Source organism: Brevibacillus sp. FSL K6-2834, assembly GCF_038592925.1.
GTDB lineage: Bacteria > Bacillota > Bacilli > Brevibacillales > Brevibacillaceae > Brevibacillus > Brevibacillus borstelensis.
Genome location: NZ_CP151945.1, coordinates 624,508 through 644,612, shown reverse-complemented (window position 1 = coordinate 644,612; position 20,105 = coordinate 624,508). Strand labels below are relative to the sequence as shown.

The 20,105-nt window shown below is 52.0% G+C and carries 26 protein-coding genes; 4 read left to right on the top strand and 22 right to left on the bottom strand.

Going from position 1 to position 20,105, the window contains the following annotated elements; genetic code table 11:
* Window positions 1-3: 3 nt before the first annotated feature.
* Window positions 4-1,029 carry a thiamine-phosphate kinase gene (gene thiL, locus NST96_RS03390; RefSeq protein ID WP_024985087.1) on the bottom strand — a complete coding sequence of 342 codons (1,026 nt, stop codon included), beginning with the start codon at window positions 1,027-1,029 and terminating at the stop codon, window positions 4-6.
* Between the two features lie 120 nt (window positions 1,030-1,149).
* Complete coding sequence (locus NST96_RS03385; RefSeq protein WP_024985088.1) at window positions 1,150-1,629, bottom strand: SprT family protein; 480 nt, start codon at window positions 1,627-1,629, stop codon at window positions 1,150-1,152.
* Between the two features lie 115 nt (window positions 1,630-1,744).
* Here NST96_RS03385 and NST96_RS03380 point away from each other — a divergent pair, with 115 nt between their 5' ends.
* Complete coding sequence (locus NST96_RS03380; protein ID WP_003389776.1) at window positions 1,745-2,080, top strand: hypothetical protein; 336 nt, start codon at window positions 1,745-1,747, stop codon at window positions 2,078-2,080.
* A 201-nt stretch (window positions 2,081-2,281) separates the two neighbouring features.
* A complete protein-coding gene (cmpA, locus tag NST96_RS03375) occupies window positions 2,282-2,404 on the top strand; it encodes a cortex morphogenetic protein CmpA (RefSeq protein ID WP_122958045.1) in 123 nt (40 codons plus the stop codon).
* Window positions 2,405-2,439: 35 nt separating this feature from the next.
* Here the strand turns inward: cmpA and NST96_RS03370 are convergent, their stop codons facing one another.
* The 13 genes from NST96_RS03370 to NST96_RS03310 all read right to left on the bottom strand — a co-directional run bounded on the left by NST96_RS03370 (window position 2,440) and on the right by NST96_RS03310 (window position 12,873).
* Window positions 2,440-4,602 carry a Tex family protein gene (locus NST96_RS03370; protein WP_342405547.1) on the bottom strand — a complete coding sequence of 721 codons (2,163 nt, stop codon included), beginning with the start codon at window positions 4,600-4,602 and terminating at the stop codon, window positions 2,440-2,442.
* Window positions 4,603-4,827: 225 nt separating this feature from the next.
* Window positions 4,828-5,616, bottom strand: a complete 789-nt coding sequence (gene sigB / locus NST96_RS03365) for an RNA polymerase sigma factor SigB (protein WP_003389779.1) — start codon at window positions 5,614-5,616, stop codon at window positions 4,828-4,830.
* Entirely contained in the window at window positions 5,591-6,076 is a 486-nt protein-coding gene (gene rsbW, locus NST96_RS03360; protein WP_024985090.1) for an anti-sigma B factor RsbW, read from the bottom strand. The genes sigB and rsbW overlap by 26 nt, the downstream gene beginning before the upstream one ends.
* Window positions 6,076-6,402, bottom strand: coding sequence for an STAS domain-containing protein (locus tag NST96_RS03355; RefSeq protein WP_003389782.1), 327 nt, complete (start codon window positions 6,400-6,402; stop codon window positions 6,076-6,078). The genes rsbW and NST96_RS03355 overlap by 1 nt, the downstream gene beginning before the upstream one ends.
* A gap of 24 nt (window positions 6,403-6,426) precedes the next feature.
* The gene (locus NST96_RS03350; protein WP_003389783.1) at window positions 6,427-7,425 is read right to left on the bottom strand and encodes a PP2C family protein-serine/threonine phosphatase; all 999 of its coding nucleotides are present in this window, start codon (window positions 7,423-7,425) and stop codon (window positions 6,427-6,429) included.
* Window positions 7,426-7,452: 27 nt separating this feature from the next.
* Window positions 7,453-7,833 carry an anti-sigma regulatory factor gene (locus NST96_RS03345; RefSeq protein WP_327926871.1) on the bottom strand — a complete coding sequence of 127 codons (381 nt, stop codon included), beginning with the start codon at window positions 7,831-7,833 and terminating at the stop codon, window positions 7,453-7,455.
* A gap of 210 nt (window positions 7,834-8,043) precedes the next feature.
* Window positions 8,044-8,394: a type II toxin-antitoxin system PemK/MazF family toxin gene (locus tag NST96_RS03340; protein WP_003389786.1), complete on the bottom strand. Its 351-nt coding sequence runs from the start codon at window positions 8,392-8,394 to the stop codon at window positions 8,044-8,046.
* 3 nt (window positions 8,395-8,397) lie between these two features.
* Window positions 8,398-8,697: a CopG family ribbon-helix-helix protein gene (locus NST96_RS03335; protein ID WP_024985091.1), complete on the bottom strand. Its 300-nt coding sequence runs from the start codon at window positions 8,695-8,697 to the stop codon at window positions 8,398-8,400.
* 165 nt (window positions 8,698-8,862) lie between these two features.
* Complete coding sequence (alr, locus tag NST96_RS03330) at window positions 8,863-10,065, bottom strand: alanine racemase (protein WP_024985092.1); 1,203 nt, start codon at window positions 10,063-10,065, stop codon at window positions 8,863-8,865.
* A gap of 3 nt (window positions 10,066-10,068) precedes the next feature.
* Window positions 10,069-10,509, bottom strand: coding sequence for a hypothetical protein (locus NST96_RS03325; RefSeq protein ID WP_003389791.1), 441 nt, complete (start codon window positions 10,507-10,509; stop codon window positions 10,069-10,071).
* 396 nt (window positions 10,510-10,905) lie between these two features.
* Window positions 10,906-11,940 (bottom strand): DUF4367 domain-containing protein, encoded by a 1,035-nt coding sequence (locus NST96_RS03320; RefSeq protein WP_003389792.1) that lies wholly within the window; start codon window positions 11,938-11,940, stop codon window positions 10,906-10,908.
* A gap of 249 nt (window positions 11,941-12,189) precedes the next feature.
* On the bottom strand, window positions 12,190-12,579 hold the full coding sequence (acpS, locus tag NST96_RS03315; protein ID WP_003389793.1) for a holo-ACP synthase: 390 nt from the start codon (window positions 12,577-12,579) through the stop codon (window positions 12,190-12,192).
* Window positions 12,580-12,705: 126 nt separating this feature from the next.
* The gene (locus tag NST96_RS03310; RefSeq protein WP_003389794.1) at window positions 12,706-12,873 is read right to left on the bottom strand and encodes a gamma-type small acid-soluble spore protein; all 168 of its coding nucleotides are present in this window, start codon (window positions 12,871-12,873) and stop codon (window positions 12,706-12,708) included.
* 214 nt (window positions 12,874-13,087) lie between these two features.
* Here NST96_RS03310 and NST96_RS03305 point away from each other — a divergent pair, with 214 nt between their 5' ends.
* Window positions 13,088-13,339, top strand: coding sequence for a glutaredoxin family protein (locus tag NST96_RS03305; RefSeq protein ID WP_024985093.1), 252 nt, complete (start codon window positions 13,088-13,090; stop codon window positions 13,337-13,339).
* A gap of 22 nt (window positions 13,340-13,361) precedes the next feature.
* Here NST96_RS03305 and NST96_RS03300 read toward each other — a convergent pair whose 3' ends face one another.
* From NST96_RS03300 to NST96_RS03275, 6 genes are all read right to left on the bottom strand, one after another.
* Window positions 13,362-13,697: a metalloregulator ArsR/SmtB family transcription factor gene (locus tag NST96_RS03300; RefSeq protein WP_003389796.1), complete on the bottom strand. Its 336-nt coding sequence runs from the start codon at window positions 13,695-13,697 to the stop codon at window positions 13,362-13,364.
* A gap of 252 nt (window positions 13,698-13,949) precedes the next feature.
* Window positions 13,950-15,242, bottom strand: a complete 1,293-nt coding sequence (locus NST96_RS03295; protein ID WP_039070425.1) for an arsenic transporter — start codon at window positions 15,240-15,242, stop codon at window positions 13,950-13,952.
* A gap of 181 nt (window positions 15,243-15,423) precedes the next feature.
* Window positions 15,424-16,176, bottom strand: coding sequence for a phosphate ABC transporter ATP-binding protein PstB (pstB, locus tag NST96_RS03290; RefSeq protein ID WP_024985095.1), 753 nt, complete (start codon window positions 16,174-16,176; stop codon window positions 15,424-15,426).
* A gap of 36 nt (window positions 16,177-16,212) precedes the next feature.
* Window positions 16,213-17,070: a phosphate ABC transporter permease PstA gene (pstA, locus tag NST96_RS03285; RefSeq protein WP_003389799.1), complete on the bottom strand. Its 858-nt coding sequence runs from the start codon at window positions 17,068-17,070 to the stop codon at window positions 16,213-16,215.
* Window positions 17,070-18,017: a phosphate ABC transporter permease subunit PstC gene (gene pstC / locus NST96_RS03280; RefSeq protein WP_227277995.1), complete on the bottom strand. Its 948-nt coding sequence runs from the start codon at window positions 18,015-18,017 to the stop codon at window positions 17,070-17,072. Before pstC ends, pstA begins: the two co-directional genes overlap by 1 nt.
* A 90-nt stretch (window positions 18,018-18,107) precedes the next feature.
* On the bottom strand, window positions 18,108-19,109 hold the full coding sequence (locus NST96_RS03275; RefSeq protein WP_172920114.1) for a PstS family phosphate ABC transporter substrate-binding protein: 1,002 nt from the start codon (window positions 19,107-19,109) through the stop codon (window positions 18,108-18,110).
* Between the two features lie 180 nt (window positions 19,110-19,289).
* Between NST96_RS03275 and NST96_RS03270 the strand changes: the two genes are divergently transcribed.
* Window positions 19,290-19,484: a DUF378 domain-containing protein gene (locus NST96_RS03270; RefSeq protein ID WP_003389804.1), complete on the top strand. Its 195-nt coding sequence runs from the start codon at window positions 19,290-19,292 to the stop codon at window positions 19,482-19,484.
* 77 nt (window positions 19,485-19,561) lie between these two features.
* Here NST96_RS03270 and NST96_RS03265 read toward each other — a convergent pair whose 3' ends face one another.
* On the bottom strand, window positions 19,562-20,104 hold the full coding sequence (locus NST96_RS03265; protein WP_024985096.1) for a GerMN domain-containing protein: 543 nt from the start codon (window positions 20,102-20,104) through the stop codon (window positions 19,562-19,564).
* Between the last annotated feature and the right edge of the window lies 1 nt (window position 20,105).

Genomic DNA, 20,105 nt, shown 5'->3' with positions numbered 1-20,105 from the left:
CTGTCACCCTTTCCTGGCATCGGCCTTGCCAAAATGGTTAAATCCCGCTTTCGCAACCGGCTCCCAGCGCGAATTGCGGTTCATCACTACCGATGGTCCGCCCGCTTCCACCCGCCCGATCACGGTAAACGGGATCCCCTGCTGCGCAAACAGCGCTCCGATCCTTTCTTCTTCCACCGCTTCAATCGTTCCTGCAAGCTGATAGTCTTCTCCTCCGTACAATGCCCAATGGAGAGGATCTTTTCCCTTGTGAGACGCATACATGCGGGTTGTTTCCGCTACCGGGATCAACTCCGCTTCGATCCGCAGACAAACACCGCTGGCTTCGGAAATCTCCCACAATTCAGAAGCAAGTCCGTCACTGACGTCGTTTAGCGCTCCTGGATTCGCAGAGGCTGCCAAAATGCGTCCTGCGGCAACCTGGGCCACCGGTCTCTGGTGAAAAGCAACCAACGGCTGCCACATCTCCTCTACAGCTTTTCCCGTTTTTGCCGTTTGCAACAACAGATCCAGGCCGGCTGCCGACCCGCCTACATGCCCTGTCACAAATACAAGCTGACCAGGCTTCGCTGCTGACCGGAGCAACGCCCGTCCCTTTTCCACCTCACCCATCACCGTAACAGACAGTGAAAGAGCGGCGGGGCTGGACACCGTATCGCCGCCAATCACACGTACGCCGTAGGCCTCGCACGCAGCGTAAATGCCGTCGTAAATCTGCTGACACTCTTTTGCTGTCCAATTTGGCGAGACGGCAATGCTGATCAACGCGTATTTGGGAATGCCCCCCATGGCGGCCACGTCGCTGATGTTGCTGATGACGGCTTTGTAGCCGATGTCGCTCGGGTTCATCGTCTCTTTGAGGAAATGGACAGTCTCTACCATGGCGTCGCAGCAGGCTACCACTTCCCTGTCTGCTGGCAGCGAAAACACCGCCGCGTCATCTCCGATCCCTACGCTGAGCCCGTCGCCTGTTTGGCCGGCGGAGCGGCTCGTCCACCGCCTGATGAGGGAAAACTCGTCGTACGTCACTACTACCGCTCCTTTAGTTTACAGTGCCTTCATTATACCGCCCTGCTTTCAAAGCACGCAAGGAAACGGGCGCACAGCCCGGACAGGCTTTTCCGTGCTGCCGCTGCTCTCCGGCTGCCATCAGCCCTGCTGCTTTGCCGCTGTTTCCAGCTCATACAGCCGCAGCTTTCCTGAACAACGGCCGCAGCGGTAACGGGCCGGATTGATTTTTCGCTTTCGTTTGTACCGCATCTGGCAGGCTTCACACACAAGCTCATAGCGATACGGAAGCCGGGTTCTTCCGCCGCCGACCTCCTGGCAGTAGCGACTTCCCCCCACTTGCTTGAGCAGCTCCTGAAAGTCGCGATCTTTATGCTGGTACCCTTTCTTTTCCAGGTGAAGATGATAGTGGCACAGCTCATGCTTTACGATCCCGATCAGCTCTTCCTCTCCGTGCTGCTCCAGATGGCGAGGGTTGATCTCGATGTCGTGGGAACGAAGCAGGTAACGTCCCCCTGTCGTCCGCAGCCTGCTGTTGAACCTGGCCTGGTGACGGAACGGCCTGGCAAAATACTGTGCAGAGACCGCTTCGACCAGTGCTTGCAACTCCTGATCTGTCATTGTTTTTCTCTCCCCAGCTGAAGCTTGTACCTCGACGATAGCAGTTTTGGTTGAAAAGTGCCAGAGCAATACAGTACACTTATTTGATGAGATCATGAGATTGGTGGGGAAACTGATGCGCTATTTAATCTTGCAGGAACAAACTGGGCTGCGCTTTGTCGCCATGCCGGAATCCCATATGTATCAACTGGTCGCTCTTCTGAAACGGCTTCAAAAGGAGATCGACAAGCTGACCATTGCAGAGCGTCCGCAGCTTCCGACGGTCATCGCGGAATGCGCCGAGCTAGAGCTTCTCTCCGATGCGTTTCAAACAGAAGATGGTCTGGCGTACGTCAGCCGGCTGGAGAGCCATTTCTCCTCTTTGCAGGAAACGGTTTATCCGCTGATCTCGTTGTTGACGGAGATTCGCGCTTTGCAGGCACAGCTTGAATTCCTGCTGGAAGATGAGTAATCTCTTTTCGAGGGCTTTGCAAAGCCTCTAGTACCCAGAGGCCGAAAGTTCCGCTTTCTCACGTGCTTTCACAGTTCTGCTTTGTAGCCATATACGAACAACTGCAAGTTGCCTTTCCGAGTCGTGCAAAGAAAATAGGTACCTCCTGTGTGTTTGCCGCATACATTGCCAATATAGGAATGACACCAGGAGGTACCCTTCATGCCACAATGGATGCGCAGGCAATTGCAGCGTGCCTTCTTCGGGAAGGACGTCCGGCAAATTCGATTGCTCAACAGCTGTTGGTTTTTATACTGGGAAAAACACGGCGGCCGCCCTCAATAGGGTGGCCGCCTTTTATATGCTTACAACAGCTTGTTCTATAAATCCTGTGGCGGGATTAAAGTCAATCCGACCCGTTGCCGTTTTTCATCGATATCGACTACCCATACATCCACAATGTCTCCGACGGTCACCACGTCCAACGGGTGTTTGACAAACCCTTTCCGCAAGCGGGAAATGTGGGCCAGGCCGTCATTTTTCAAACCGATATCGATAAACGCCCCGAAATCGACCACGTTTCTTACCGTTCCCTGCAGCTTCATCCCCGGGCTGAGGTCAGAGAGCTGAAGCACGTCGCTGCGCAAAAGCGGCTTGGGCAGCTCGTCGCGCGGGTCACGGCCCGGGCGCAGCAGACTGTCGACGATATCTCGCAGCGTCGGTTCCCCGATTTCCAGCTGCCGGGCAACCGTCGGCACATCGAGTCCCTGCAGCCGTTCTCGGCAGGCTTCGCTGCCAATCTCTTCGGCAGACAGCCCGATCAGGTCCAGCAGCTTGTGTGTAGCCGGGTATGATTCCGGGTGAATCGGCGTTTTGTCCAGCGGATTTTCCCCGTCCATAATCCGCAAGAAGCCTACGCATTGCTCGTAGGTTTTCGCTCCCAGTCTGGGAACTTCCTTGAGTCCGGCCCGGCTCGTAAATTTTCCGGTCTCTTCCCGCTTTTTGACGATGTTCGCCGCCACCTGCTTGCTGATGCCGGACACGTATTGCAGAAGCTGCGGCGACGCCGTATTGACGTCTACGCCTACGTGGTTGACCGCCGACTCGACGACGAATTGCAGGCTTTCCGCCAGGCGCGACTGGGAAACGTCGTGCTGGTACTGTCCGACGCCGACCGACTTGGGATCGATTTTGACCAGTTCGGCCAGCGGGTCCTGCAGTCTACGGGCGATGGAAATCGCGCTTCGTTCCGCGACGTCCAGATCGGGGAACTCCTCCTTGGCAAGGGCAGAAGCGGAGTACACGGAGGCCCCTGCCTCATTCACGATGATATAGGACAGTTCGCCCTTCACTTCCTTCAACACGCCGGCGATAAACTGTTCCGTCTCGCGAGACGCCGTTCCATTTCCAATCGTAATGATCTGTACCCCGTACCGATTGATCAGTTCCTTTACCTTGGCAGAAGCTTCGGCTACCTTGTTTAACGGAGGAGTCGGATAAATGACGCCTACCTCCAAAAGCTTGCCTGTCTCATCGACGACAGCCAGCTTGCAGCCTGTTCGATAGGCCGGGTCTACCCCAAGCACAACCTTGCCCTTCACAGGCGGCTGCAGGAGCAGATTGCGCAGGTTTTCCGCAAAGATGTGGATCGCCCGCTCTTCGGCGACTTCTGTCAGCTCGTTTCTTACCTCCCGCTCGACAGAAGGCTGGATCAAGCGCTTGTACGCATCCTCCGCCGCTGCCTCCAACCACGGCCGGGCTACCGTCTCCCGCGGAATCAGCTTCCTTTTCAGAAAGAGCAGAATCTCATCGACAGGAGCCTCAACCGACACCTTCAGGATACCTTCGTTTTCTCCGCGGTTAATCGCCAACACGCGATGAGGCGCGGCCTTTTTCAACGGTTCACTGTATGCGTAATACATCTGGTAAATGTTCTTCTCGTCTGCTTCGACCGCCTTCTGCTCCGATATGATCGTCCCCTTTTGAAAGGTACGCTCACGGGTCCACTGGCGAATCTGGGGATCATCCGACACCTGCTCGGCGATGATGTCCATCGCTCCTTGCAGCGCCTGCTCCGCCGACTCCACCCCTTTTTCCGCGTTTATGTACGCTTCCGCTTCCGCCGCCGGATCTCCCGATTTCGGAAGGGTCAATAGGTAGGAAGCCAATGGCTCCAGTCCCTTCTCCTTGGCCATCGTCGCTCGGGTCCTGCGCTTTTGGCGATATGGCCGGTACAGGTCTTCCACTTCCTGCAGCTTTGCCGCCCGTTCGATCGAAGCCTTCAGCTCTTCGGTCAGCTTGCCCTGCTCCTCGATCAGCCGGATTACCTCTTCTTTTCGCACTGACAGGTTGCGCAAGTAGCGAACGCGCTCCTCAATCGCCCGTATCTGGGTCTCATCCAATTGTCCGGTCATTTCCTTGCGGTAACGGGCAATAAACGGCACTGTATTTCCTTCGTCCAAAAGGGCGATGGTCCGCTCTACCTGATGCCTCTTGATTTCCGTCTCCTGAGCGATCGTCTGGATCATCAACGTTAGGTCCATATTCTACCTCCTGCGCTCATCTACGTGGTTATTGTACCACAACACCCATCTCGCCACCGGCAAAAATATGTCTGGAACCAAGCGGGCATCTCCGCTCTTCCCGGCTCTCGGGAGGACAGGTGCCCCTTTGACATTCACCGGCTATTCCGGGCAGCGCAATGCAAAAAATCCCGGGATGTGAAGCTGACAAAAAAAGCGGAGGATGCATGCACCCCCGCTTGTCATTTACGTTGTATATTCCTGCTGATCGGTCCGAAGAACTTCCCGCAGCTTGCCCAGTGCCCTCCGCTGCAGCCTGGAGACGTGCATCTGGGACATGCCGAGGAGTTCTCCCGCCTGCTTTTGACTCAAATTTTGATAAAAAGTAAGATGTATGATTTCTTTTTCCCGATGGTCGAGTGCATGAAGCGCCCGGTCGAGCAGCATGTGCTGATCGATGCGATCATAGCCGCTGTCTTCCGAACCGATCAAATCAAACAGGGTAATGGTATTGCCGTCGCTATCCGCCTCCAGTTCGCTGTCCATGGAAAGGGAATGATAGCTCCGTCCCATCTCCAGCGTTTCCAGAACCTCTTCTTCGCTGACGCCCAAATACGCCGAAATATCTGCAATCTGCGGGGAGCGCTGGAGCTTGATGGTCAATTCGTCCACCACCCGCTTGATTTTCGGGCTCAGCTCTTTTACCCTGCGGGGAACATGGACACTCCAGGTCTTGTCCCGTATGAATCGTTTCATTTCTCCGACAATAGTCGGAACAGCAAAGCTCTCAAAGGAGCGGCCAAATGCGGGATCAAACCGCCTGAGAGAAGCTAAAAGTCCGATCATCCCTACCTGAACCAGATCTTCATAAGGGATCTGTCCCCGAACAAACTTTTTGGCAAGGGACTCTACCAAAGACGTATAGGCTTCGACCAATTCTCCTTGAAGGACACTGTCTCCCGTCTCGCGATATTCATTGACCAGCCTGACCAACTCATCTCGACTATGCTTAGGCTTCCGAGACTGCCCGGTCATCGCAAGACACCTCATCCCGCTGCAAGTACTTGGTCATTGTCACTGTCACTCCATCATTGCTGCTCACTTGCACTTCGTCCATTACGGAGTGAATCAGATACAGTCCCAAGCCTCCCTCCCTCACTTCGTCAATATCCACGTCAGGACGGATCGGTGCCGGCGCTTCCTGTCTATCCTCCAACGGGAGGCCCTTTCCTTTATCCCTTACTTCCACCACAAGCCGATCAGCAAGGAGCCAGCATGAAAGGCGCAGTTGGTCATTTCCTTGCGGGCAATCGTAGGCGTGTTCGACTACATTGGTGCACGCTTCCGCCACCGCGAGCTTGATGTCTTCGATATCTTCATACGGGAATCCCATCCGGTTGGCAATCCCCGAAACAGTTAGGCGGGCAATGCTGACATACTCCGCTCGAGCTGGCAGCGTCAATGTAATCACATCTGCCTCCGGTCTCTGACCCATTATTCGCTCTCTCCTTTGTGAGGCACCATTCTTTCATACAAGCCGGTTATACGAAAAAGCCGTTCCACACGAGGCGACAGATTCTGCACAGCAAGCTCACAGCCTGTCTGCTTGCAGGCCTTCATTGCAGCAACAAAGGTACCGATTCCCGTGCTGTCGATATACTCTACCGCACTCAGATCAACAGCAACCCGCTTTACCTCTGGCCGATTTACCAAACAGAGCAGCAAGTCCCTCAGCTTCGATACGGTATACGCATCGATTTCCCCTTCCAGGTACAGCAAATGTTGGCCGTCCTGGCTGTTCTCTCTGATCATAAGCTCCATTCTGTTTCTCCTCCCTTGCTTGCCTTACGTTCTCCGAAGCACAATCATGGTGTAATCATCCGGCAGTTCAAATTGAGAGAGAAGCAACAGTCTGCGGTACAGATGGTTAGCCATCTCCTGTGCAGACGCACTCGTTTCCTCCTCCAGGAGAGAGACGAGTTCTTCTCTTTGTATGTAATATCGGCCAATCTTTCGTTCCGTTACACCATCTGTCAGAAGGATCAGAAAATCTCCGGGCTCCAAATAAATCTCACGTTCTTCGTATTCGCTGCCCGCCGCAATGCCTAAAGCCGTCCCGCAACCCTCCAGATCGAAAAATCGGTTCTCCCGAGCCCGATACAAAAATCCGGGCTCCTGGCCCGCTGTAGCGTAGCGAAACACGTGCTGAGCCGTGTTATAGCGGCCAAATTGCATGGTTACAAACATGCATGGGTCGATATTTCGTTCAACAACGCTGTTTAAATGTCTCAGCATGTTGCCCGGAGCAAGCTTCATCTCTCCCAGGCTGTCCATCGCGTACCTGAGCATCGACATACACATCGCAGCGGGGATGCCTTTTCCAGTGATATCCGCAATGGCAACAGTGAACTCACTTTTGCTTTCACAGAGGAAATGATAAAAATCTCCGCTCATTTCCTTGGCCGGAATACTGATCATGCCAATGTCTACATTCGGATATTGCGGAAGCGTTTCTGGCAGCAGCGTCTGCTGCATTGCGGTCGCGATGGCGATTTCAGCCTGCAGCTGTTGATGGCGGCTTCGCCAGCTGTCAAAGGAGCGGTAGGCATTGCCGTACTCGATCATGATTTCGGTGAGAATTTGAAAGGAATCTTGTATAAACTCCGGTACATCTCCCAAATGCTCCAGAACGTTTGCGTGCATATCGGTTACTTCCTCAGGAGAAATATTCCGTGAGAGCAGCCACTTTCCCAGTTGTTGAGCCAGGTATAGCTGGTCTTCTCGCTTTCCTTTCAGATAATCGCGCACGATCCGCGTGTATATGTCCTCATTTTCCTGACTCATGAACAGGCGTCATCTCCCCTCGTTCCCTTACCGCCATTTAATGACGACAACCTGTGTCCCCTCTCCCGGACTGCTCTCCAAAGAAAACTCGTCCATCATACGTTTCACGCCTGGCAATCCTGCTCCGAGCGCCCCGGAAGTGGAGTACCCGTCCTCCAGCGCTTTTCGCACGTCTTCTATGCCAGGTCCAGAGTCAGATGCGATGATCCTAAGTCCGACACGTTCGCCCTCCTCGAGAGGCTCTATCAATACGTTTCCGTGACCGGCATAAAGGAAAATGTTCCGTGCCAGCTCGGAAATCGTAGTGGCAATCCGCGATTGCATGATCGTCCCAAACCCCAGGCTTTTCGACAAGTTTCGACCTATTTGTCTAGCTGTGACTATATCTGCCTCTGAATATATCGTTATGTTATATGAATGAAGCCCTGTCACAACAAGAAACTCCTTCCATCGACGAGCTTTTCAGCAGTCGGTTAAACATGCAAAACGTGTCACTTTTTGTCTTTTTTCTTGTACACCATTCGATGCCAGGGCGCAAAATCCCTGCAATCACAGCAAAAAAACCACTGGCTATCCAAGTGGTTTTTCTTTCCTGCTCGTAATATTACCATTCCTTATTTAAAAGTCAATGATTCCCAGGCTAATTTGCAGCGATTCATTGACTCGATCCATCATCTCGTCGTCCAGATGAGTGATCTTATCGGTCAGTCTTTGCTTGTCAATGGTTCTAATCTGTTCTAACAAGATGACGGAGTCACGATCAAATCCATACATTTTTGCGTCAATCTCTACATGCGTCGGCAGTTTTGCTTTTTGAATCTGCGCTGTGATGGCAGCGACGATGACCGTCGGACTAAATCGATTGCCAATATCGTTTTGGATGACTAATACGGGTCGCACGCCTCCCTGCTCGGAGCCGACGACCGGTGACAGGTCAGCGAAAAATACATCGCCCCGTTTGACAATCACATGTCACACCCCGCTAACTAAGCGGACAAGAGTATGGTCAGCCTCTTCTTCAGCGCCGAATGCCTCCGATGCCATTTTCAAGTTGATTTTCGCCATTTCCATGTACCCTTTTTGCATGGTTTCGCGAATGACGCGCTTTTTGCGCTCCTTCAGATACAGGTGCATCGCTTGGCGAATAAACTCGCTGCGATTGGATTTTTCTTTTTGAATTACGCCGTCCACTTCCTGAAGCAAGTGTTGTGGCAGGCTGATCATGATGCGTTTCGTGTTTGACTTGGACAAGACAAATCCACCTCCAACCATGACCGTAACATCCGCAGTGCTTGTTACCACTTACCAGTATGGGTCACTACCATTATGTCGAACCATTTGCAAAAATATACCTGTCCGGTCGCTTCGGGAATAACCCGATTTTGCGCTTTACTAGTATTCGTGCTTTGCTCCAAAATTCCTGCCTGCTTTTTGCTGCTAGTTATTGACACTTTGTGCTGGCGCATGTGTCATCGTCAACGGATGAAACACCTCCGACACTTTCCCGTCTTTGCGATAAACACGCGGAAGCCGGTAATTCAGCATGCACGGAATCTCATAATTGATGGTCCCCACGAGCTCAGCTACTTCGTCCAATGAAATTTCTTCCGTTCCCAGGCGACCGTAGAGCACTACTTCGTCGCCTACCTTCGCGGAAGCGCCATTCAGCCTGACCATGATCTGGTCCATGCACACCCTGCCGACAATGGGAGAACGTCTGCCCTCGTGCAGAACAAAGCCGCGATTGGACAACGACCTGGAGAAGCCGTCTGCATAGCCGATCGGGAGCGTGGCGATTGTTTCACCTGGCTTGGCGGTGTACGTAGCTCCATAGCTTACCGTCATTGCTTCCGCTGCCGTTTTCACATGGGAAATGCGAGTTTTCAGGGACAACGCCGGCACCAGCTTCACCTGTGCCCGCTGCTTCAAAAACGGAGAAGGATATAACCCGTATAAACCTATGCCCAAACGGATCGTATCATACCCCCATTCAGGAAAGACAATCGCGGCGGCCGTATTGCAGCAGTGCACGCGCGGAAGCGTTTTTCCCGCCTCGCGAAGGGCGGCCAGCAGCTCCTGAAATTGCTGGTGCTGACGTCTGACATGTGTTGTATCTTCTTCATCCGCACAGGCGAAGTGGGTAAATATTCCTGTCCAATCAAGGAACGGACTTTGCTCCAAGGCTCTCACGACGTGAAGAAGCTCCTCGGCTGTACGCACTCCGAGTCTTCCCATGCCGGTATCCGTTTTGATATGGATCCCGATCGGCTTTGCACCGGCTTGCTCGATCCGCTCGTTCGCCTGTATGATCCAGTCGGCATGGTAAGCGGTCAGTTCAATTCCGAGCCGGCTGGCAGTTTCGACAGAGTCGACCGGGGTATAGCCGAGAACAAGGACAGGGGCAGTAATTCCCGCCTCGCGCAACACGACTGCCTCGTCCAGCATGGCTACCGCCAGTGAATCGGCGCCGCTCCGCAATGCCTGCTGGCCTACATGCACGGCCCCGTGCCCGTATCCATCCGCTTTGACTACGGCCATAATCCCCGTTGTTTCAGGAATATGCCGACGAAAGCTTGCTACATTGGCCGAAATGGCGTCCAGATCTACCTCTACCCACGTGTCGCGACAAAACGGTTTCATTTGCTATCTCCTCTTTTTGCCCTTTTGGTATAGATACAAGCGTTCATTCAAGTGATTGAGAAACTGCCTGGAAACCATCAGCGACTGGCGCTTTCCGCCCACTCTGTACAGATGGCGCCCTTCAAAAATCGGTTCCACCTCGGAAAGCGGATAACTGGTTTCCTGTCCGCTCATCCGAATGATCAGGTGAGTCTTTGTCAGTGTATACGAGGGACGCAGCGTGAATTTGTACAGGAACGGGGCCAAGCCAACCACCGCAATCGCGATGGCAAAAGCAAAGATCTTGAATGCGTCCGTTCTGGAGTCAAAGAACTGCGACAACAAAAGCATTCCGATGACAAAGGCTAGCGTTTCCATAATCCGCATCTTCATGCTTTTCCGCAAAAGAAGGTCTTTATACCCCGATTCCTCTTGATACAAAATGTCGTTCGACTGTTTCTTCATGAATACCGCTTCACCTCATAGCATAGTTACTCTGACTTTATCTCTTTTGGACAGAAGGTGTCAATTCGTTAAGCACAAATGTATGGTTTTTTTCATATAATACGGACACTTTGCGATTTGGAAAGGGGCCCAATAACGTCAGGCGAAGAGGCCCCTGTCCCTTCCCCTGCCCCGCTGAAAATCCATAGAACTAGGCTGTGATCACAATCGGATACAGGGACTTTCCTAGGAAAACACTACCGTAAGAATTTAAACAAAAACACGCCTGATCCTGCATAGGACCGGGCGTGTTTGTTGCAACATCTTTGATTTGCGAGAAAGGAAAACGGAATCTCAGTGTGATGCGGACATTTCTCTTGCGCTCAAAGCTGAAACTGCGGCGGCTTGGATTCGTCCTTATTTTCCGCCCAAACCGTATGTGGATTGAGCTACCTGAACCATTTCAACCTCCGGCAGGTCTCCCGTCAGCGTAAACTCGACGCCGTCCAGCTCCCAGGTCAGATAACGCTGATTATCTGCCGTTTGGGTCAGCACCCCGATCGTAAATCCGAGGTCGACAGGCATTCCCTGTTCATATGAAACGGTGGCCTCGGTCGGACGGGACTCGATCAGCTTGTAGTTATACGCTCCGTTGTACTGCAGGACGATCGTCTTTTGACCATTCCGGGTAACCGGCTCAATGTCTCCCTGTTTCACACCTTCAGGCATGTACGTTGGAACGATGACCCCGAACTGGCTGTTCGGCTGCTGGCTTGGCTGAGATGCCTGTGCCATCGTCGGGATGACAGACATCGAGCTGGTTGTCATGTTGCGATCTTTGTCAAAGGCATCTTGATCAAATGTCGGATTAAACACAAATTCCGTGAAGTTGATCTTGACCAGCGTATCCAGATTGGAATCCATGATCTCTGCGCGTTTTGGTTTCAAGTCTTCTGTCAGCCAAATTTTTTGTTTCGTGAGCGAGCGGTTTCCACTGTAATTCGCTTTTACTTCAAACACGTAGTCTTTGTTGTCCATGTTCATTTTACGCTCGGTATCGTCGATAATGCTGCGGGCGAGCGTTTCGTAGAGATACAGCGGCCCATTGTTTTCCGGCCATCCGCTTTGGAAACGGAAGCTTTTTTTCAAATGGGGCGTAAGCACAAACACACCTTCGTTATTTCGCAGGATGATCTGTGTGATTCCCCGCTGCTTGGAGGTGAGGGCTACCCGGTAGTTGGTCGGCTTCTCGTACCAGACCTCCACATCGTACTCCATGGGAGTCGAGCTGGTTTGCATGGTCAAAACTGCTTGTGATTTGTAGCCCCCCATTTTGTCCAGCGTACTGCCTAGATCATCGACAATGTCCTCCGGTGTCTTTTGACCGAAGCAGCCGCCGAGCAGCAGAGAAAAGACCAACAAGAGCGCCAATGGAAGTGCTGCCCGTTTCATTCAAAGAACTCCTCCTTGTCTGCATTTTTCGACGAAGAAGGGCTCCCCTGTCTATTTCCTGGGAAATCTGTCATTCTTTCATCCGATCAGCGCATATCTTGTCATCCTCTGATGGGCCGCAGGTGTTAGTCTATCGCTGATTTTCAGCAAACTTCCCATTCTGGCTAGAGCAGGTAGTCCCTCCTAATCTACGCGATATAAATCTATGTCCCATCTCGTCCCAATATGCAGACAAGTTGCAGTTGTCCTCTATTCTTTCGATTCGATGACCACCTGCGCTACTGCGTACTCTTTGCTGTGGGAAATGCTTACATGGATTCGCAGCTTGGAGGGGTCATGTCCGATCCGGTTGCATGCCGCCTCGGTAATCGTCAGTTCCGGTTTTCCTGTCGTCCCTGGGGCGATCTGAAGGTCATGCAGACCTACAGCCCCACCGATGCCGGTCCCGAGCGCCTTGGCTCCTGCTTCTTTGGCTGCAAAGCGCCCTGCTACGTACTCAGCCAGCCTTCCCTCTGGTTTCCCCTCTAGCAGCTTCCTTTCCGCTTCCGAAAAAATCCGGTGAAGCAGCTGCGGCTGGCGCTTTAAAATCGCTTGAATGCGATGAATTTCAACGATGTCAATGCCGATGCCAACTATCATACCAATCATTTCTCCCCGACTTATTTTGCTGCCAACATAACACTTACGATCCATTATTGGCAAGCACACAAATAAAACACCCCCCGCAATCGCTGCGGGGGGGAGAAAGCGCTCTTAAAGGGTTTGTTATTCAGTCGGTTGTTGCTGCGCTTGTTGAGCCGCATTCGCAGCGGATTGCTGGTTTTGGCGGCGTACTTCCGACACGTTGGTTTCGCTCGCAAACTCAGTTGCGTTCGTAGCGGTTTGGTTGCGCATCGCTTGGTTCATACCTGCTTGCTTGTTTTGTTTCGGCATGGTCTTTTCACCTCCTCGACGTCACTGAATATAATGTGTGCTGAGCAATGCCCCCGTATCCCCGCCTGTTTTTTCCTCACCTCGACAACAGGGGGTTAAATCCCAGCCGCTAATCAAGCCGCGTTTGGTTATGCTATAACGAGAAGCAGGAAGAGCTGCCGCCTGCCGCGAATATGTACGTTCAATGTAAAAGCATGAGAGGAGCAAATGGACTATGGCTCAAACCGTTATTATTTATACACAAAAAACCTGCGGCCCTTGCCAGGAAGAAAAAATGTGGCTGTCGCAACAAAACGTTGCCTTTGAGGATCGCGACATACGTGAAAATGACGCTTATTTTCAGGAAGCGATTGGACTTGGGGCCAGCATGACACCGGTTACTCTGATCGAAAAAGATAGCGGCGACCGTATTGTCATCCACGGATTTGACAAGGAACAACTAAAAAAAGCGTTGGATCTTTCCTGATCCAACGCTTTTTTCCTATACGTCAACCTAGCGAATGCGCTGCTGTAGCCTTTTTGTCCTTTACGATTGGCGACATATCCGGCAAATGCTGCAAAATCTGCCGAATGGCGGGTGAACACTCCGTGTTAAGGGAATAAAACACCCAAGGTCCCTTGCGTTTTTCTTTAACCAAACCGTGTGTCTTCAGTTTGGCCAAGTGTTGAGAGACAGATGGTTGGGACGTTTGCAGAATCTCCACGAGATCTCGTACACAAAAGGATTGTACCTGCAAGAGAGCCATGATCGTCAAGCGTGTTTTGTCGCCGAGCAGTTTGTAAATCTCAGACAAATACAACACCTGCATCAAATCTGTGTCCATAAAAACCCACCCTTTGCCTTGCGTTTCTGATTACAAGTATACTACACGGACATAAGGCAGGGAAGATATGATGTCGACAGATCGGTGAACGCTTGTCTTTTTCCCGGTCAATTCGCTCCGGCCGTGATCGGAGCAAGCACTTGAAATCAGCGCCATTCGTGGATGTATCCGACTGTTTACCGCAGTGAAAAAGAAAAGCGCTCTCTTGGAAGCGGTTTTTGCAGTTTTTTCCATTGCCCGACGTCCATTTTTTCATCCAAATATCCGCAACGTCAAATACAGACCGGTCAATGTGATGAACAGCGTAGGGACAGTCAGGACGATGCCCGTCCGAAAATATTGCCCCCACGTAATCCTGACACCTTTGTTGTTCAATACGTGCAGCCACAAGAGCGTCGCGAGCGAGCCGATCGGCGTAATTTTTGGCCCCAGATCGCAGCCGATGACATTGGCGTAAATCAGCGCTTCCCGGACGATTCCTTCGGCCCCTGACCCTTGAATCGCCAGAGCGTCGAACATGACTGTCGGCAGATTGTTCATGAGCGAAGAAAGTGCCGCGGCGACAAATCCCATGCCCAATGTGGCGGCGTACAGTCCGTGGGCCGCAAACAGTTCCAGCCATCCTCTGACGACTTCAGTCAGCTGCGCATTGTGCAGCCCCCATACGACCACATACATGCCAATGGAGAAGATGACCACTACCCACGGAGCCCCTTTCAAGATACGTCCTGTCTCGATGGCGGGACTTCTCCTCGCCGTCAGGTAAAAGACAAGGGCGGCACCGGTTATGATCAGCGATACGGGAATATCCAGCCACTCGCTCGCGAAGAAACCGGTCAGAAGCACAGCCAAAATCAGCCAGGACAGCCGAAACATCCTCACGTCCCTGATCGCTTCTCGCGGCTCCCTTAGCACACTGGTTTCATAGCGACGCGGGATGCTTTTACGGAAATAAAGAAACAGAACAAGCAAGCTGCCGGCAACAGAAAACAGATTGGGCAGCAGCATCCTGGCGGCGTATTCGGCAAAGCCGATCCCGAAGTAGTCGGCGGAGACGATATTGACCAGATTGCTTACCACAAAAGGAAGAGAGCTCGTATCGGCGATAAAGCCGCTCGCCATGACAAAAGCAAGCACCATTTGCGGCTGCAGCTTCAACGCTCTCACCTGCGCCAGCACAATCGGGGTCAAAATCAGCGCAGTCCCGTCATTGGTAAACAGCGCCGAGACAAGCGTGCCGAGCAAAATCACATACATAAACATCAGACGGCCATTTCCTTTGGCCAGCCTCGCCATGTGCAGGGCTGACCACTCGAAAAAGCCGATTTCGTCCAAAATCAGGGAAATAACGATGATGCCAACAAGGGAAATCGTGGCGTTCCAGACAATTCCCGTCACCTCGCCGACATCCGCCATCGTGACGATACCTGTCGCCAATGCGAGCAGCGCCCCTCCCACTGCCGGGTAACCGATCGACAATCCCCGGGGCTGCCAGACCACGAGGATGAGTGTCCCTGCAAAAATGAGTAATGAAAGCCAGACCACGGTTGTGTTTCTCCTCTCTGTTCTGCACATGCTAAAGTCGTGTATTCATTACATGACGAAAAGCTCTCCTCTTTTTGGCGAAGACAGCTGGCAGAAGCAGCCGCCAAAGACCTTCCCTGTCAGGACACACCAAAAAGAGCGGACTTTTGTGTCCGCTCTCCTACGATACTACAAATTCTTTTTAACCGAAACGTCCTGTAATGTAATCCTCGGTTCTCTTGTCACACGGATTTTGAAAAATGACCGGTGTGGAATCGAATTCAACCAGCTCTCCATTCAGGAAAAAGGCAGTCTTGTCGGAGATGCGGGCTGCCTGCTGCATGTTGTGCGTAACGATGACGATGGTGTAGGTCGTTTTCAGCTCATCGAGCAGTTCCTCGATCTTTGCCGTAGAAATCGGGTCCAGGGCCGATGTCGGTTCATCCATGAGCAAAATTTGCGGATTCACGGCCAGAGCGCGAGCAATGCAGAGGCGTTGCTGCTGGCCCCCGGACAAGCCATAGGCCGGTTTCTTCAAAACATCCTTTACTTCCCCCCACAGGGCTGCTGCTTTCAAGCTGCTCTCCACGATCTCGTCAAGCTTGTTGCGGTCTGTAATGCCGTGCAATCTGGGGCCGAAGGTAATATTTTCGTAAATGCTTTTTGGGAACGGATTGGGCTGCTGAAAAACCATGCCGATATTTTTGCGCAAAATCTCTACGTCCACCCTGGACTCGTAGATGTCCTCGCCGACGACCTTCACACTGCCGTCGATTCGCACGCCCTGAATCATGTCATTCATCCGGTTCAACGTCCGCAGGAACGTCGATTTACCGCAGCCGGAAGGTCCGATAAAAGCAGTGATGCTGTTCGCTTCAATCTCCATATTGATATTGTGCAGGGCTTGGTGTTGTCCATAATACAGGTTCAGATCGCGTACCTCGATGATACTCACGGTTGCCAGACCCCTCTCTTTGTAAAAGTTCCTCTATTAATAGCGCTTCTGATATTTATTGCGAAGGTAAACCGCGGTCGCATTCAGTGTAAACAGCACGATCAACAGCACGATAATACCGGCGGCGGCAATCGCCCTAAACTCATCCTGCGGCTTGGATGTCCAGCTGTAGATCTGGATCGGCAGGACCGTAAACTGGTCGAGCGGAGAGCTCGGTACAAAAGCGATAAACGTAACCGCTCCGACTACGATCAAAGGCGCCGTCTCTCCGATCGCACGGGACAGGGCCAGAATAAAGCCGGTCAAAATGCTCGGAAATGCAGCGGGAATCACGACGCCCCGAATGGTCTGCCATTTGGACGCCCCCAGCGCATAAGAAGCATTTCGCAAATGCTGCGGCACGCTCCTGATCGCTTCCTGGGAAGCGACGACGATGATCGGCAAGACCAGGAGAGCCATCGTCAGCGCACCGGACAGAATCGTGCGGCCAAACAGAAAGCCTTCCACGAACAAACCGAGACCCAAAATCCCGAAGACAATCGACGGTACGCCGGCCAAATTGTTGATATTGACCTGAATCAGGTTGGTGAACCAGCCCTTTTTCGCGTACTCTTCCAAATACAGCGCCGTTCCAATCCCCAAAATAAAGGCGACTGGCGCGGTTATGCCAATAATCCACAAGCTGCCGAACAGCGCGGACAAGATACCCGCCTTTTCCGGAAAACGGGAGGCAAAGCTGGAGATAAACTGCCAGTCCAGCCAGCCAAGACCATCTGAAAGGATGCGATATAGCAATATGCCCAGGGCAGCTACACCTAGCAGCGTAGCGAGCAAAAACACTACGCGGGAGGCCCTGTCATAGATTTTTCGACGAGTCAGATTTCCTGCCGACATCAATACTCCTCCTTGTAGCGGCGCGTAATCCACTGCGCAATGATGTTAATGCCAAGAGTAAGAAGGAACAGAGTCATGCCAACAGCAAAAATGGTGCTGTACTCAATCGAGCCATGCTCGATGTCTCCGCCGCTGACCTGAACGATAAAGGATGTCATCGTCTGGATGCTTTCCAGCGGATTGAGCGTCAGCTTGGGCGTAGCTCCGGCCGCAATCGTCACGATCATCGTCTCTCCGATCGCGCGGGAGCAAGCAAGTACAAATGATGAAATAATCCCCGACAGGCCTGCAGGCACGACGACTTTGGTCGCTACCTCCAGCTTGGTCGCTCCCAGCGCGTAGGCGGCATCCCGAAGCGAACGGGGAACGGCCACCATCGCGTCCTCACTCAAGGAAGCAACCATGGGGAGAATCATGATACCGACCACGATACTGGCGGAAAGGGCGTTGAACACCCCGGTATCGGGAAAAATGCTGCGGATGAGCGGCGTGACAAACGTCAAGGCAAAGTAGCCGTAAACGATTGTCGGAACACCCGCGAGAACCTCCAAAATCGGTTTAATCGTTCGACGAACTTTTTCATGCGCATATTCGCTTAAATAAATCGCTGTCATCAGCCCAAACGGCAGGGCAACGAGACAAGCCCCCAGCGTAATCAGCAAAGACCCGGACAAGAGGGGCAAAATGCCAAAGTGCTGCGGTATAAACAACGGCGTCCACTTGGTGTCCGTTAAAAAGGAAAAGAGCGACACTTCTTTGAAAAAGCTGATCGTTTCAAACAAAAGCACCATGACGATGCCGACTGTAGTCAAAACGGATACGAAGGCACACGCGATCAAAAACGTGCGGATGCCGAATTCTCTATTTTTCTTCTCGTTTTTGACGACAATCTGGCTTTTTTTCGAGCGTACTTCCTGATTTAATGTTAGTATTTCTTGTCTACCCAACGTGAACATCCCCTTTCCTCTCGCGGACAGAGGGAAAAGTGGCGTTATCTCGATCATAACGCCACATTCCTCGTGCACCCGCTGTCAGGATTACTGGATCTTGGCAAGCGATTCTTTGTATTTGTCATCGGTCAGCGGTACGTAGAATACCGATTTGACCAGTTCAGGAGCGTTTTCCAGATAGAACTTCACAAACTCTTTTACTTCCGGTTTTTCCAGGGACTTTTTGTTTGCATAGATAAAGATCGGGCGAGCCAAAGGCTTGTAGGTACCGTCTTTGATCGTGTCAAAAGTAGGCGTTACCGCATTGCCATCGCCGTTGTCGATCGGAACCAGCTTCAGCTTGTCTGCATTTTCTTCGAAGTACGCATAACCGAAGTAGCCCAAGCTGTTTTTGTCGCCGGCAATACCTTGTACCAGCACGTTGTCATCTTCACTGGCGGTGTAGTCAGGACGGCTCTTTTTAGCCTCGCCTACAATCGCTTCTGTGAAGTATTCGAATGTTCCGGAATCCGTTCCCGGCCCGTACAGCTTGATTTCTTCAGCTGGCCATTCCGGACGAACGTCTTTCCATGTTTTCACCTTGCTGTCCGGCTCCCAAATCTTTTTCAGTTCATCGACTGTCAGCTTGTCAACAAAGCCGTTTTCCTTGCTGACGACGACGGAGATACCGTCATAGGCAACCGGGATTTCAACGAAATCAATTCCTTTTTCCTTCGCTGCTGCCGCTTCTTTTTCTTTAATGGGACGGGAGGCATTGCTGATGTCCGTTTCGCCGGCTGCAAACTTCTTGAAGCCGCCGCCTGTACCCGATACCCCGACCGTTACCTGTACGCCAGGGTTTGCTATTTGGAACTCCTCCGCAGCCGCTTCCGTGATCGGGAATACGGTGGAAGAACCATCTACTTTAACAGTTCCCGACAGATTGCTGGCTGTTTTGTTATCAGCTGCAGGAGTCGTTGCCTCCGTGCCGCCGGTAGAACCTGTAGCGCCATTGGAGCTTGGAGCAGATGTTGCGCTGTTGCTGCCGCATCCGGCGAGAATGGAACCTGCGAGAGATAGTGCCAGCATCAAACTACCGAGTTTTTTCACGATGAAAATCCTCCTTAAAATCGGTTTGTTTTCCTCTTTCCACTTACAGATGATACAGGCGGAATGTTGTTCTATTGTTTTGGCTTTGTAAAGCTTTCTTAAAGATTGGCCATTTCGTTGAGTAATCGCTTGATAAAGTGGGCAGACTATTACTACTTTTTTCAAGGAGTGAAACATACGATGGATAAACTGGCATTGATTCTCGTTATTATCGGTGCTCTCAACTGGGGATTGATCGGCTTGTTCCAGTTTGACCTCGTCGCTACCCTGTTTGGCGGAGAGAATTCGCTTGTCAGCCGAATCGTATATACTCTGGTTGGGCTTGCTGGCATCTACTCGATCAAGTTTTTGGTAGGCGACCGGGAACGGGCTTGACAGAGTGAAGCTTTCCGGAACAATAAAAAAGGCACATCCTGACCATCCAGGACGTGCCTTTTTTACGATTTATCGGTTTATTGTCTGGTTAACGGCTCATCGATGCTTACATGACCCATCAGCGATTCAGTCGGTTTTCCATCGACCAGGATAACGATTTTCTGTACCTCGTCAAACTGGAAGAGCGTATCCTTCAACGCATCAATCGCCATTCCTTCCCCGCTGGAGCCAAGGTTGTAGACGTTTTTGCCGTCTGCATCAATCGTCAGCGTGCCTTTGTCGAATGTGACAGAGTGGTAGTGAAAGTCCTTCCACAACGGCGCATGAGCTTCATCCTTTGGCTTTTCCAAAAGGGCTATCGCCTGCTTGTACTTGTCCAGATCATCTGTGTAAGCAATCTCCTGCTCTTCTTTCTTCAATTCCATCAGATTGTCATCGGTGTAATAAAGAGCGATCGTTTGCTTCGTTTTCTGCTGCTCTGTTTCCGGCTGAGCAGCGGAGCCGGGCGTCTCCGTTTGTTCCGCGGGCGGCTGCGCTTGCGGCGCCTTTCCCTGACCACATCCTGTGACCAGAAGGATCGCTGCAGCTGCTGTCACCCAAAACGTCATGCGTCTTTTCATC

Excerpts from the sequence above, each read along its gene's own strand:
- NST96_RS03385 (WP_024985088.1), bottom strand. The coding sequence starts at position 1,629 with ATGACAGATCAGGAGTTGCAAGCACTGGTCGAAGCGGTCTCTGCACAG.
- NST96_RS03380 (WP_003389776.1), top strand. The coding sequence starts at position 1,745 with ATGCGCTATTTAATCTTGCAGGAACAAACTGGGCTGCGCTTTGTCGCC.
- cmpA (WP_122958045.1), top strand. The coding sequence starts at position 2,282 with ATGCCACAATGGATGCGCAGGCAATTGCAGCGTGCCTTCTTCGGGAAG.
- NST96_RS03370 (WP_342405547.1), bottom strand. The coding sequence starts at position 4,602 with ATGGACCTAACGTTGATGATCCAGACGATCGCTCAGGAGACGGAAATC.
- sigB (WP_003389779.1), bottom strand. The coding sequence starts at position 5,616 with ATGACCGGGCAGTCTCGGAAGCCTAAGCATAGTCGAGATGAGTTGGTC.
- rsbW (WP_024985090.1), bottom strand. The coding sequence starts at position 6,076 with ATGGGTCAGAGACCGGAGGCAGATGTGATTACATTGACGCTGCCAGCT.
- NST96_RS03355 (WP_003389782.1), bottom strand. The coding sequence starts at position 6,402 with ATGGAGCTTATGATCAGAGAGAACAGCCAGGACGGCCAACATTTGCTG.
- NST96_RS03350 (WP_003389783.1), bottom strand. The coding sequence starts at position 7,425 with ATGAGTCAGGAAAATGAGGACATATACACGCGGATCGTGCGCGATTAT.
- NST96_RS03335 (WP_024985091.1), bottom strand. The coding sequence starts at position 8,697 with ATGGTTGGAGGTGGATTTGTCTTGTCCAAGTCAAACACGAAACGCATC.
- alr (WP_024985092.1), bottom strand. The coding sequence starts at position 10,065 with ATGAAACCGTTTTGTCGCGACACGTGGGTAGAGGTAGATCTGGACGCC.
- NST96_RS03325 (WP_003389791.1), bottom strand. The coding sequence starts at position 10,509 with ATGAAGAAACAGTCGAACGACATTTTGTATCAAGAGGAATCGGGGTAT.
- NST96_RS03320 (WP_003389792.1), bottom strand. The coding sequence starts at position 11,940 with ATGAAACGGGCAGCACTTCCATTGGCGCTCTTGTTGGTCTTTTCTCTG.
- acpS (WP_003389793.1), bottom strand. The coding sequence starts at position 12,579 with ATGATAGTTGGCATCGGCATTGACATCGTTGAAATTCATCGCATTCAA.
- NST96_RS03310 (WP_003389794.1), bottom strand. The coding sequence starts at position 12,873 with ATGCCGAAACAAAACAAGCAAGCAGGTATGAACCAAGCGATGCGCAAC.
- NST96_RS03305 (WP_024985093.1), top strand. The coding sequence starts at position 13,088 with ATGGCTCAAACCGTTATTATTTATACACAAAAAACCTGCGGCCCTTGC.
- NST96_RS03300 (WP_003389796.1), bottom strand. The coding sequence starts at position 13,697 with ATGGACACAGATTTGATGCAGGTGTTGTATTTGTCTGAGATTTACAAA.
- pstA (WP_003389799.1), bottom strand. The coding sequence starts at position 17,070 with ATGTCGGCAGGAAATCTGACTCGTCGAAAAATCTATGACAGGGCCTCC.
- NST96_RS03270 (WP_003389804.1), top strand. The coding sequence starts at position 19,290 with ATGGATAAACTGGCATTGATTCTCGTTATTATCGGTGCTCTCAACTGG.
- NST96_RS03265 (WP_024985096.1), bottom strand. The coding sequence starts at position 20,104 with ATGAAAAGACGCATGACGTTTTGGGTGACAGCAGCTGCAGCGATCCTT.